13 protein-coding genes and 1 pseudogene are annotated in these 12,400 nt (G+C 64.2%); 8 read left to right on the forward strand and 6 right to left on the reverse strand.

Annotation, left to right across the window (positions count from 1 at the left end; translation table 11 throughout):
- Positions 1-12 precede the first annotated feature (12 nt).
- Positions 13-570, reverse strand: a complete 558-nt coding sequence (locus B586_RS18380) for a chloramphenicol phosphotransferase CPT family protein (protein ID WP_211141524.1) — start codon at positions 568-570, stop codon at positions 13-15.
- Positions 571-649: 79 nt separating this feature from the next.
- On the opposite strand from B586_RS18380, the pseudogene B586_RS18385 reads away from it, so the two are divergent.
- Positions 650-1,269, forward strand: a pseudogene (locus B586_RS18385) (iron-containing redox enzyme family protein); the annotation flags it as partial.
- 82 nt (positions 1,270-1,351) lie between these two features.
- Here the strand turns inward: B586_RS18385 and B586_RS18390 are convergent.
- Positions 1,352-1,816 (reverse strand): GatB/YqeY domain-containing protein, encoded by a 465-nt coding sequence (locus tag B586_RS18390; RefSeq protein ID WP_047316226.1) that lies wholly within the window; start codon positions 1,814-1,816, stop codon positions 1,352-1,354.
- A gap of 103 nt (positions 1,817-1,919) precedes the next feature.
- Between B586_RS18390 and B586_RS18395 the strand changes: the two genes are divergently transcribed.
- The 5 genes from B586_RS18395 (at position 1,920) to B586_RS18415 (ending at position 7,294) form a co-directional block, all read left to right on the forward strand.
- The gene (locus B586_RS18395; RefSeq protein WP_236971330.1) at positions 1,920-3,092 is read left to right on the forward strand and encodes a DUF7847 domain-containing protein; all 1,173 of its coding nucleotides are present in this window, start codon (positions 1,920-1,922) and stop codon (positions 3,090-3,092) included.
- A 24-nt stretch (positions 3,093-3,116) separates the two neighbouring features.
- Positions 3,117-3,770, forward strand: a complete 654-nt coding sequence (locus B586_RS18400) for a DUF4129 domain-containing protein (protein ID WP_054879187.1) — start codon at positions 3,117-3,119, stop codon at positions 3,768-3,770.
- A complete protein-coding gene (locus B586_RS18405; RefSeq protein ID WP_211141526.1) occupies positions 3,752-4,918 on the forward strand; it encodes a DUF4350 domain-containing protein in 1,167 nt (388 codons plus the stop codon). The genes B586_RS18400 and B586_RS18405 overlap by 19 nt, the downstream gene beginning before the upstream one ends.
- On the forward strand, positions 4,915-5,910 hold the full coding sequence (locus tag B586_RS18410; protein ID WP_054879186.1) for an AAA family ATPase: 996 nt from the start codon (positions 4,915-4,917) through the stop codon (positions 5,908-5,910). Before B586_RS18405 ends, B586_RS18410 begins: the two co-directional genes overlap by 4 nt.
- Before the next feature lie 61 nt (positions 5,911-5,971).
- Entirely contained in the window at positions 5,972-7,294 is a 1,323-nt protein-coding gene (locus tag B586_RS18415; RefSeq protein ID WP_054879185.1) for a DUF58 domain-containing protein, read from the forward strand.
- 108 nt (positions 7,295-7,402) lie between these two features.
- On the opposite strand, the gene B586_RS18420 is transcribed toward B586_RS18415, so the two are convergent.
- The 3 genes from B586_RS18420 to B586_RS18430 all read right to left on the reverse strand — a co-directional run bounded on the left by B586_RS18420 (position 7,403) and on the right by B586_RS18430 (position 10,155).
- Positions 7,403-7,966, reverse strand: coding sequence for a PPE family protein (locus B586_RS18420; protein ID WP_054879184.1), 564 nt, complete (start codon positions 7,964-7,966; stop codon positions 7,403-7,405).
- 58 nt (positions 7,967-8,024) lie between these two features.
- The gene (locus B586_RS18425; protein ID WP_054879183.1) at positions 8,025-8,324 is read right to left on the reverse strand and encodes a PE family protein; all 300 of its coding nucleotides are present in this window, start codon (positions 8,322-8,324) and stop codon (positions 8,025-8,027) included.
- 829 nt (positions 8,325-9,153) lie between these two features.
- Positions 9,154-10,155, reverse strand: coding sequence for a stage II sporulation protein M (locus B586_RS18430; RefSeq protein ID WP_047316219.1), 1,002 nt, complete (start codon positions 10,153-10,155; stop codon positions 9,154-9,156).
- Between the two features lie 79 nt (positions 10,156-10,234).
- Between B586_RS18430 and B586_RS18435 the strand changes: the two genes are divergently transcribed.
- Complete coding sequence (locus B586_RS18435) at positions 10,235-11,110, forward strand: RDD family protein (protein ID WP_054880824.1); 876 nt, start codon at positions 10,235-10,237, stop codon at positions 11,108-11,110.
- Here B586_RS18435 and B586_RS18440 read toward each other — a convergent pair.
- Positions 11,107-11,493: a hypothetical protein gene (locus tag B586_RS18440; RefSeq protein WP_047316218.1), complete on the reverse strand. Its 387-nt coding sequence runs from the start codon at positions 11,491-11,493 to the stop codon at positions 11,107-11,109. The genes B586_RS18435 and B586_RS18440 overlap by 4 nt on opposite strands.
- 133 nt (positions 11,494-11,626) lie before the next feature.
- On the opposite strand from B586_RS18440, the gene B586_RS18445 reads away from it, so the two are divergent.
- Entirely contained in the window at positions 11,627-12,337 is a 711-nt protein-coding gene (locus B586_RS18445) for a PadR family transcriptional regulator (protein WP_054879182.1), read from the forward strand.
- Positions 12,338-12,400 lie beyond the last annotated feature (63 nt).

A 12,400-nucleotide genomic window follows, 5' to 3' on the forward strand; every position in this document is an offset into this window, starting at 1 on the left:
CGAGGTAGTTAGTCAGAGCTGGCTTGTTGTCTCGTTGAGCTCGTTGACAATCCGCTGAGCGCATTCCAGGGCTTCGGTGTGGGTGGTGTCAACTACCAGATCGTAGCTAACGCCGGCGTGGACTAGGACGGCTTGCGCGCGGGCCATGCCCACTACGCGGTCGCCACGGGCTAGCTCTCGTCCTTCGGCGACATCAGCTGCACACTGCACCCCGATCCACAGCGTGCGAAGACCAGCAAGAGCCTGCTGCCATTCGAGTTGTTCGGCGCAGCCTCGCAGGAAAACCTCATCGATGATCATGGGAACACCGGCACACACGGTGGCCACCACGCCAGCTCGCCAGGCGTGGCGGAGTTGCCGAAACGCCGCACCCACCTCGATCCCGCCGTCGGGACGGAAGCGAATGCCGTCCTCGGCTCCCTGCAGGCGCGCTGGGATGGTGTCAAGCAAGACGTCGACTCCGGTGCGCAACCACGGTCGAGGCAGGAGCGCTTGCAGGCACCGAGCGATGCCCGTCTTTCCTGAACTGGAGCCGCCATGCAGAAAGATCACGTCATAGCGTGCGGTCACGCCGTGATCATATGAGCTCCTCCGACGCTACCGCACGAGCAAACCGTTTGCGTGGACGCGCAGCGGGTACCAGACGAATGTGACTCACGCATCGATTACCCAGGCCGAGCCCTTCCTGCCGGCGGCAAACGGACCGCTATCGACGGCCGTGCGTCGCATCTTGACCCGCCCCGCGCCACGCAACCAACTCGCCGGCATCAGCGCATCCGCACGTGATTCGGACCCCTACGGCCTCGACCTGTAGCTACGTGCGGAATTGGAGCGGGCTTTCTTGGCAGGCGTGCGCCACGACGTCGGTCCAATCGAACCCCCCGCGGGGCACGGCCCGAGGCTGTACCAACAGCTCTTCGCTGATCTATTGGCCGCGGCCGATCTGGATTCGGCGTATCTGGGCTATCTCGACGTCGTTCCCGCGGAATCGCTAGTGACGCGGTGAACCTAATGTCGCTATTCGGCTTGCATCGCTGGATGCGCGGCGCCGCAATTGGGCACTTCGCGTCGACGGAAATCACCTCGCCGCCAGGCTCTCGACGGATGGTCCAGGCTCTGCAGCGGATGGACGCACCGCCCGCCTGTATCACGTTCTACCGCGAGCACGTGGAGGCCGACGCGGTACATGAACAGATGGTGCGCTACGTGGTCGGCGACCTCGTCGCTCGCGAGCCGCAGCTCGACCGCGGAGTCGTATTCGGGAGCAGGGAACTCCCTTGGCACAACAGTTTTGACACTGACTCGCACCGCGGATCCAGCACCAGACGCCAACACGCGGGTGATCTGTTGACTAGAGGCGCTCTTTGACCGCCGTGGACAAGCGCGCCCCGTCAGTCTTTCCTGCCGCGATCGCGGTGGCCGCCTTCATTACCAGCCCCATCTCCTTCATGCTGGGTCGATGCCCGAGTTTCTCGGCCACCTCGGCGATCGCGGTGTCGGCGACGTCGGCCAACTCAGCTTCCGTGAGCGGCGTCGGCAGGTACTCGTCGATGATCCGCGCCTCGGCGTGCTCGTTGGCGGCGAGCTCACCGCGCCCGTTTTGGGTGTAGATCTCGGCGGACTCGCCACGCTTGCGGGATTCTCTGGCCAGCACCTTGATAACCTCGTCGTCGGAGAGCTCTCTCGCCTGTTTGCCAGAGAGTTCCTCGGTCTGTATCGCGGCCAGCAGCATGCGCAGAGTCGCGGTTCGCAACTTGTCCTGGGTCTTCATCGCCCCGGTCAAGTCCGCCCGGAGCCGGGATTTGAGTTCGGCCATCCCCCAGACGCTACCCGCCACATCACTTGCGAAATTATCCGACAGCAGCAGACCTGCATGAACAGACGTTGAGAAAAGCACCGACCGCCGACACTATGGAGCCATGACCAACGACCACGGCGGCTACCCCACAGTGAGCACGCCGCCCCCTGGCTATCCGGTGGGCCCATCGCCCGGGCCGCCCGGGTATCCGCCGGCCGCCTATCCTGCGCTGGGGTATCCCACGCCGCCCAGTTACAGCGGGCCGTTTGGCTACGGCCCAGCATTGGGGCACGGGGCGCCGCCCGGCTATGGGCCGGTCCCGGGAGTGGCCAAACCCGGGATTATCCCGCTGCGGCCGTTGACCCTGAGTGACATCTTCAACGGCGCGGTCAGTTACATCCGCGCCAATCCCAAGGCGACACTGGGATTGACTGCGATGGTGGTTGTGGTCATGCAGACCATCACCCTGGTCGCCACGCTCGGGCCATTGGAGGCCTACGGCAGGATATCCACCCATCGACACAACGAGCTGACATTGGGCGTCGTGGGTGCGTGGACAGCCTCCATGACTGCCAGCGTCCTGGTCACGTGGCTGGGCGGCATGCTGCTGAGCGGAATGCTCACCGTCATCGTCGGGCGGGCAGTATTCGGATCGTCAATCACCATCCGCGAGACGTGGGCCAAGATTCGTGGCCGGCTGCTTGCCTTGCTGGGCCTGGCCGTGTTGGAAGCCGCCGCAGTGGCGACTCTAGTCGGGCTGGTGGCGATAGTCGTCGCGATCGTGGCCGCGGTCGGTCACGTAGCGTTAGCTCTGCTTGTGGGCTTCCCGGTCGTGCTGGCCATGATCGCATTGCTGGTGTACCTGTACACCGTGGTGTTGTTCGCACCCGTGCTCATTGTGCTGGAGAGACTCCCAGTCATCGTCGCGATCACTAGATCCTTTGCGCTGGTTCGCAATAGCTTCTGGCGGGTGCTAGGCATCCGGCTGCTGACATTCCTCGTGGCGACCGTTGTTGCCGACGCGGTCGCAATACCGTTCGCCATCGCCGAGAATCTGCTGCTGGCCGGGACCACGTCCACCGGCATCCTGCTCTTGGGCACCACAATCACGTCCATCGGGTCAGCAATCGGCCAGATCATCACCGCGCCATTCAACGCCGGAGTCATCGTGCTGCTCTACACCGATCGCCGAATGCGCGCCGAAGCATTCGACCTGGTGCTGCAGACCGGGGCCGCCGGCGGACCCTACGCGGTCGCATCCACCGACAACCTCTGGCTAACCCGGCCCTGGTAAGAACTGAGCGAGGATTAACTGACAGTGCCTTCCATCGACATCGACCGCGATGCCGCACACCAGGCCGCACAGAACGAGCTCGCCAAACCGATCTATAGCAAGGCTTCTACGGCACAACAATTCGACGAATGGATTAACGAACTGTTGTACCGGCTGCTGGAGAAAACGTCCTCGATCCCGGGCGGGCGGTTCACCACCACGGTGCTGCTCATGCTGCTGGTCATCGCGGCCGTAGTCGCCATTCACGTCGCACGGCGCACCATGCGCACCAACCGCGGCGGCGACCATCGGTTGTTCGACGTCGCCCAGCTCACCGCAGCCCAACATCGGGTGACCGCTGAAGGCTATGCGGCGGAGGAAAATTGGGCAGCAGCAATTCGACACCGGTTGCGCGCCGTAGCCCGCCAGCTCGAAGAGAATGGCGTGCTCAACCCAGCCCCCGGCCGCACCGCGAACGAGCTGGCCCATGACGCTGCTACGGCATTGGCTCACCTTGCAGACGAATTATCGCAGGCTGCAACGATATTCAACGACGTCACCTTCGGCGACCGACCCGGAACTCAAGCCGCTTACCAGATGATCACCGACCTCGACGACCATCTGCAGTCGCGACCACCAGCCGTACCGTCAGCCGCCACGCAGCCCGCCGCGTTCGACTCATGGGCGCAGGTCCGGTGATGACGGTCGATGCGGCGGCACGTCCTGAATCCGCGGCTGCTGACCGGCGACGGCGATCATGGCGCTGGGTGGTGCTTACGCTGGTTGTGCTCGCGGCGCTGGGCGCGCTCAGCGCTTACCTGACCGCCCCGCGGCCCGGGCTGCGGATGGATCCGGCGTCCACTGGCCCCGACGGCGCCCACGCGCTAGCAACGCTGCTGCGCGACAACGGCGTCGAGGTCATCGTGGCCGACACCATCGATGATGTCGGTAGGGCGGCTCGCTCCGACACGTTGACACTGGTGGCACAGAGTCAGTACCTAACCGATGCCACGATGCTGAACCGGCTGGCGACGGCCCCCGGCGATTTCCTGCTAGTGGAGCCGACAGCACGAACCCGCGAGGCCCTGACACCGCAGCTACGCATCAAGGGTGCCAGCACCTTCGACAACAACCCGAATTGCACATTGCGGGAAGCTAATCGAGCCGGATCAGTTCGATTCGGGCCAAGCGACAGCTACCAGGCCAACGGCGGCCTGACGGTAACCAGCTGTTATGACGGCGTGCTGCTCCGGTATCGGGACAGCGGGCGAATCATCACAGTGGTCGGTAGTACCGACTTCATGACCAATGAGGGCTTGTTAAAAGCCGGCAATGCCGCACTGGCGATGAACCTTGCTGGCGATCGACCACGTCTCATTTGGTATGCACCCCACCAGGTTGAGGGTGAAACGTCCTCGCCGACATCGATTTCCGATGTGATTCCACAGAACGTGACCTGGATCTTCTGGCAGCTTTGGATAGTCGTGCTGCTGCTGGCGCTGTGGAAGGGCCGCCGGATCGGTCCGCTGGTGGCCGAGGAGTTACCTGTCGTCGTACGCGCGTCGGAGACGGTGGAAGGACGTGGGCGCCTGTACCGATCCCGCCGGGCCCGCGACCGCGCCGCCGACGCGCTGCGCGCCGCAACATTGCAGCGGCTGCTGCCCCGGCTCGGCCTGGGCGCACACGCGACAGCGCCGGCGTTAGCGGCGACGGTAGCCCAGCGCACCGGAGCCCATCCGGAATATGTTTGGTACCACCTATTCGGCCCACCACCGGCCAGCGATACTGACCTGCTACAACTTGCCCGTGCACTTGACGAAATCGAAAGGCAGGTCATCCACTCGTGACACAACCGGCTCCCACCCAGACCCCTGGTACTGAATTGCCTGGCCCCTCAGAATCAGCACGTGAGGCGTTGCTGGCGTTGCGCGCCGAGATCGCCAAGGCCGTTGTTGGACAGGACGGGGTGGTCAGCGGTCTGGTGATCGCGCTGCTGTGTCGTGGCCACGTGCTGCTCGAAGGTGTTCCGGGAGTGGCGAAGACGCTGTTGGTGCGCGCGCTGGCCGCCGCATTACAGCTGGACTTCAAGCGGATCCAGTTCACCCCTGACCTGATGCCTGGTGATGTCACCGGTTCGCTGGTCTATGACGCGCGCACTGCCGCGTTCGTGTTCCGCCCGGGTCCGGTGTTCACCAACCTTCTCCTGGCCGACGAGATCAACCGCACCCCACCCAAAACACAGGCAGCGCTGCTCGAGGCAATGGAGGAGCGTCAGGTCAGTGTTGACGGCGAACCCAAGCCGCTGCCCGACCCGTTCATTGTCGCCGCGACACAGAACCCGATCGAGTACGAGGGCACGTATCAGTTGCCCGAAGCCCAACTCGACCGCTTTCTAGTCAAACTGAGCGTGCCCCTGCCGTCGCGCGACTCCGAGATCGGCATCCTTGGCCGGCACGCACACGGTTTCGATCCCCACGATCTGTCCGCGATCAAACCGGTGGCCGGGCCAGCCGAGCTAGCGGCCGGCCGCGAGGCGGTGCGCCAGGTACTGGTCGCCGACGAAGTGCTGGGTTACATCGTCGACATCGTCGCGGCCACTCGCTCCTCCCCCGCGCTGCAGCTGGGCGTGTCGCCACGCGGAGCGACGGCACTACTGGCCACCGCCCGGTCATGGTCGTGGTTGTCTGGCCGCAACTACGTCACTCCCGACGACGTGAAAGCCATGGCCCGTCCGACGCTGCGGCACCGGGTGATGTTGCGCCCCGAAGCCGAGCTTGAAGGCACCACAGCCGACGGTGTGCTCGAGGGAATTTTGGCGTCGGTTCCGGTGCCCCGCTAGTGATCTGCGCCGGCGACGATATGGCGCGCAGCGACAAAATCGGCGAGGAGGAGCGGCGCCCATGATACTGACCGGACGTACCGGCTTGGTAGCGCTGATCTGCGTCGTGCCGATCGCGCTGTCGCCTTGGCCGGCAAAGGCTTTCCTGGTGCTGCTGGTGGCGCTGGCGACCTTGGTGGCCGTTGACATCGTGCTGGCGGCCAACACCCGCAGGCTGCGCTATACCCGTTCACCAGACCGCTCGGCCCGACTCGCCCAGCTGGTAAACGCGGGCCTGCTGATCCATAACGACGGCGGCCGCCGGTTCCGCGGCCAAGTCCGCGATGCGTGGCCACCCAGCGCGTGCGCTGAACCGCGCGCCCATTCCGTCGACATCGGCGCCGGGCAGCGCCAGCATGTCGACACCGTCCTGCGGCCAATTCGCCGCGGCGACCAGCGCGCGGCGATGATCACCGCCCGATCCATCGGGCCACTAGGGTTGGCGGGCCGGCAGAGTTCACAGCGGGTGCCTGGTGCCATCCGGGTGCTGCCGCCGTTCCTTTCTCGCAAACACCTGCCGTCGCGGCTTGCCAAACTGCGGGAGATCGACGGGCTCTTGCCGACCTTGATACGCGGTCAGGGCACCGAATTCGATTCACTGCGCGAATATGTCGTCGGCGATGACGTGCGCTCGATCGACTGGCGCGCGACCGCGCGTCGTGCCGACGTCATGGTCCGCACGTGGCGGCCCGAACGCGACCGGCGAGTTGTGCTCGTGCTGGACACCGGACGCATGGCCGCCGGCCGCGTCGGCGTCGACCCGACCGCCGCCGACCCCGCGGGGTGGCCCCGGCTGGACTGGTCGATGGACGCCGCCCTGCTGCTGGCAGCACTTGCGTCGCGGGCCGGCGACCATGTCGACTTCCTCGCCCACGACCGGGTGACCCGGGCCGGCGTGTTTGGCGCGTCGCGCACCGAACTGCTCGCCCAGCTTGTTGATGCGATGGCCCCGCTGCAACCCACCCTGGTCGAATCTGATTGGCGCACAATGGTTGCCGCCATTGCTCGGCGCACACGGCGACGGTCGCTGGTGGTGTTGTTGACCGATCTCAACGCGACCGCCCTCGACGAAGGACTGCTACCGATCCTGCCGCAGCTATCGACCAAGCATCATGTCATGATCGCCGCCGTCACAGACCCACGCGTCGACCACATGGCCGCGGGGCGTTCCGATGCGGCCGCAGTGTACGACGCGGCAGCTGCCGAACGAGCGCGCAATGACCGGCGTTCCATTGCGTCGCGATTGCGCCGCAGCGGGGTGGACGTCGTCGACGCGGCGCCCGCGGAACTCGCGCCCGCGCTTGCCGACCGCTATCTGGCGATGAAAGCAACCGGCCGACTTTAACTTTCGATGTCCGCCACTGTGCGATCGGCCGCCACCCCGGTCCTCCCTACAACCTCACGTTATCCATCACCTGGCTAGCTTGCTCAACCGCGGCGTGGGTACTGGGTACTACACCGCGAGACCATTCGCGACCAACCCGGCCGCGGTGGTGATCTTCGGCGCCTCCGCAAACGGGGTCACCTTCGACATCGCATCCGCCACGGCAGCTGCATAGGAATTCATTACCTGGGCATTCGTGACCCAGTATTCCTGGTATTTGTCGTCGAACAACGCGATCGCGGCAGCGTCTTGCCCGAAGTCGTTGTGCACTTTCGTTCTCGCAAGGACGAGTTCGTCGATGATCGCTGAATCGATTAACAAGCTACGCGCCCTCTCAAAGGCGTGCGTGGCGTGCGTGGTCATGAGGCCGGTCTGGTGGGCACCAGCTGCTGCGTCGCTTAGCCAAGCCTGATACGGCGCGACCGCCTGGGCCATCTGTATCGCCGCCGTACCTTGCCACGCCCCGGTCAGCGTGGTCAGCGTACCGGCAATGCCCTTCGATACCGCATACAGGTCCTTCGCCAACTGGTGCCACGCAAGGGCGGCGGCGTCGAGTGAGGCTTCACCGGGGCCGGCATCAAACTGGTGGGAGATAACTTCCGGTGGTATCGCTGAGAAATCCACCTTCTTCATCTTCTTCCTTCCTTTGTGCTTATCACGACCGCTGCGACGGGTATCGTTGGCAACCAGATCACCCGATGTGTGTGGCATTGTCGGCCTCGGCGGTCACATACTGATCTGAGCCGCTCGCCACCGAGACCACAAACTCGTCGAAAATCGACACGGCCCGGCCGCTGACCTCCGCATAGTTCTGAGCCTGCGCGCAAAGGCACGCCGCCAGCTCCTTGGACACCTCGTCGTTAGCCGGCGCAACAACAGCCGCCGTCACCCGGCCTGCAGCGTCACCGCTGGTAACCATGCCCTCACCAATGTCGTGCAACGCATCAGCCGCGGCCGTCAACGCCTCGGGTACAACGGTCACAAAAGACATGCCAACTCCACTCCTCTCCTATTTAAAAAATGCCCCGGGGCGGGCCCACCTAGCGGTTTGTCTGCATGTCCGCACCGTTGACGGTTCGGACAGCCCAGCTGCCGGTCATGATCACAGCTATGGCGGGCAGGACAGCCAAAGTCCGCTCGCCCTGCCAACTATTAAACACATATCTAATATTGGGCTGTATGCGGCCTCCGGGCATGGCACACAACTCAGCGGCGCGACCGGCACCGATCGCGCTCGACGCTGGTGTCTACCGGGCCACAGCCAATATCCGCGACCCCGGTGCCGGCCAATCTGGGCTTCAATCCCCTAGGGATCTGGTGCGGCGCGAACTGGATATGACGGCACTCGACATCCATCGAATCGGGCGATACGCGCTCCTAGCGACACTGGATGGACATCGCGATCGAGTTAACCCGATCGCATCCGCAACGGGTCCCCAATTACCGCGCACGAGCACACCCAAACACGATGGGGCTAGCAAGTTTTAACCCAACCTATAGCGCCTCCGTTACTGGAAGCGGCATCCCCGACGGCGGCCACAGCTACCACGACCACGCCGCTGAACCGTTTCAGCCCAGCGGTGTCTAGGATGCCCAAGGCCCATATCATGTTGGTGCTAAACTCTTTTGCAACTTGCGGATTTTGGTTGATCAACCCGGCCCGTTGAACAGCGGCGACGAACGCGACTCGTTGGTGCCATCGGAAGCACTCGCTGCGACGGGCCAGCGCCGCTAAATCCTTAGCGGATCAGCTCGACATAGCGGCGTTTGGCCTCAGCCGGCGGGCTTGCCTAGTTGGAGACGCGGCTTATGAGCGTGCCTCAGCCGGTTGGGATCACGTCAGGTGCGTCGTCAATATCGCCGGTCTCCCCGGCTTTCGCGGCACGATGGCCGAAGTACCCGATGTACGACAGAAATCCCACTTCGGCGATGATTCCGATGCCCACCCGAACAAATGTCGGCAACGATGACGGTGTCACCAACGCCTCGATCAACCCGGAGATCAGCAGCACGCCCACCAATCCCACCGCGACCGAGACAACACCTCGACCTTGCTCGGCAAGCACCTGTCCACGCGGCCGGTCACCGGGCGATATCACCGACCACCCCAGCCGCATTCCAGTTGCCGCGGCCAAGAACACCGCCGTCAGCTCCAGCAGCCCATGAGGCGCTAGCAAGCCCAGCAGGTGCCCGCCTTCGCCGGCCTGGGACATCAGACCTGCGATCAGTCCCAGGTTGGCGGCGTTTTGGAAGAGCACGAACGGGATCGGTATACCAAGCACGACGGAGAACGCAATGCACTTCGCCGCCACCCACGAGTTGTTCACCCATACCTGGAGGGCGAACGACAAAGCCGGGTGCGCGCTGTAATAAGACTCGACATCGTGATTGACCAATTCGCCAATTTCACTTGGTGTTCCGACGGCGGACTGCACCTCGGGATCGGCGGCTACCCAAAACGCGATCACCAGCACGACGGCGAAGAACGCGACCGCGGTCGCCAGCCACCACCGCCATGTTCGGCAAGCGACCACGGGGAAAGACACGGTCCAAAACCGGATGAAGGCACTACTGAGCGGGGCATGCGCGCCAGTCACCGCGGCGCGAGCGCGTGCGATCAGACTCGAGAGCCGGCCAATCAGCAGTGTGTCCGACCCGATCGTGCTGGCCGACCGCAACATCGACAGATGGGTGGACACCCGCTGGTAGTGCTCGACTAGTTCGTCGACTTCGGCGCCGGTCAGCGATCGACGTTTCTTGATTAACTGGTCGAGCCGGTCCCACGTCCCACGATGGGTCAGCACGAATGCATCGACGTCCACCCTGCGCAGCCTAATGACGATCGCAAGCTCGGCGAAGCCGAGCGCAGCGGGTCGGCATTGGCCTGTACCGTTCGGTGGTATGTCGGAGGTGGTAACCGGGGACGCCGTAGTACTTGACGTTCAGATCGCCCAGTTGCCGGTGCGGGCTGTCGGCGCGCTGATCGATATCACGGTGATATTCGTCGGCTACGTGCTCGGGCTGATGCTGTGGGCCGCCACCCTGACTGAGTTCGATGACGCGTTGACCACCGCCATCCTGATCATCTTCACTGTGCTGGTGATGGTCGGGTATCCCTTGGTCTTAGAAACCGCGACGCGGGGACGGTCATTGGGCAAGATCGTGATGGGCCTGCGGGTGGTTTCCGACGACGGCGGCCCGGAACGCTTCCGACAGGCGCTGTTTCGCGCGCTGGCGTCGGTGGTGGAAATGTGGATGCTGTTAGGGAGCCCCGCCGTAATCTGCAGCATCTTGTCGCCGAAGGCCAAACGTATCGGCGACATCTTCGCCGGCACAGTCGTAATCAGTGAACGCGGTCCTCGGCTGGGGCCGCCGCCGGCTATGCCACCGTCATTGACGTGGTGGGCGTCGTCGCTGCAGCTGTCGGGTCTCAACGCTAAGCAGGTCGAGATCGCACGCCAATTCCTTTCCCGGGCACCTCAACTCGATCCCCAACTACGAGAGCAGATGGCCTACCGGATCGCCGGTGACGTGGTATCTCGTATCGCCCCGCCACCCCCGCCCGGCGCGCCGCCGCAACTGGTGCTAGCCGCCGTGCTCGCTGAACGACATCGCCGCGAGCTGGTGCGCCTTCGTCCAACATCGGTCGGCCCGCCACTGTGGCCACCGACGGTGCCCCAGTATCCCGTCCCTCCCGGGTTCCCTGGGCGGCCATCCGCTTCCTGGCCGCAGCAGGCACCGCGGCAGGACAGCGGTGGATTCTCGCCCCCTCGCTAGTGCGTGGCAGTGGCCGCCAGTATGGCGACGTCGGCGACTAACAGCGCCCATCCACACAGCGGGACGGCGATGCCCGCGGGGCGCGTCGCGGAGAAAAACGAGATACCGATCACCAACACCGCCACCAGAGGTGCACCGTAGAACAACACGCCAAAATCAATCCCCGCGAGTCCTAGGTTGGGGCATTGGCGGTCGACGCAGTCATCGGTGCTCAGCACAGCACCAAGCGCAAACAGCATCACGGTCGCGGCCACCGGCACCGTCGTTAGCGCCAGCCCCCAGTTGACCCATAGTCGAATGTTCCGGCGGCGGTTGCCCTGCGCCGATTCGCTGGCGATGTCGGCACCGCGATCGATCGTCAGGTTGCCGTTCTTACCGTTCATCAGACGGTGCTACCCGCGTGCAGCTGCACGCAAACAAGACCACCACAACGAACGTTGCACCACGTTAGTTAGCGATATATCGTGATATACCAGGAGCATGGGTGGTGCTCCTCAAACGCAAAGGACTACGGATATGAACGACCCATTCACTCCTCCTACCGGGCCCTTCGCGGCCGAGCCAGGCCTCGGATTCGGTTTCGGACCGGGCCCCGCACAGCGGCGTGCCCTGCGCGGCGGCCGGCGGCACGCCCGACACGAATTCTTCGAACACCTGCGTGACCATCACGGCGGTCACGACGGGCCGTTCGGTTTCGGCGCTGGTTTCGGCCCCGGCTTCGGCTCCGGGTTCGGTTTCAGCTTTGGCGCGGGCGGTCCGCGCGGTGGCTGGCGCCGTGGCGGCGCCGGCCGGGGCCGCCGCGGTGATGTGCGAGCAGCCATTCTGGTGCTACTCACCGAGCGACCGATGCACGGCTACGAGATGATCCAGCAGATTGCCGAACGGAGCAACGGAATATGGCGGCCCAGCCCCGGTTCGGTGTACCCGACGCTACAGCTGCTCGCCGACGAAGGCCTGATCACCGCAAGTGAAACCGACGGCAGCAAGAAGCTTTTCGAGCTGACCGACGATGGCCGCGCCGCGGCAGAGAAAGTCGAGACCCCGCCGTGGGACCAGATCGCCCAAGGTGTCGACCCGGGCCACATCAGCCTGCGAGCAGCGCTGGGCCAGCTGTTCGGTGCGGTCATGCAATCCGCACATACCGCCAACGCTGACCAGCAGCAGCGCATCGTGGAAATCATCAACAACGCACGACGCGAGATCTACGGCATCCTCGGCGAGGACTAGCCTGTCCCGCGAGCGCGCGCAAAATGTCAGCCAACACGGCGTGTCCCTGTGCACACTACGCAC

Origin of the sequence: Mycobacterium haemophilum DSM 44634 (genome assembly GCF_000340435.2) — a bacterium.
GTDB classification, from domain to species: Bacteria; Actinomycetota; Actinomycetes; order Mycobacteriales; family Mycobacteriaceae; genus Mycobacterium; species Mycobacterium haemophilum.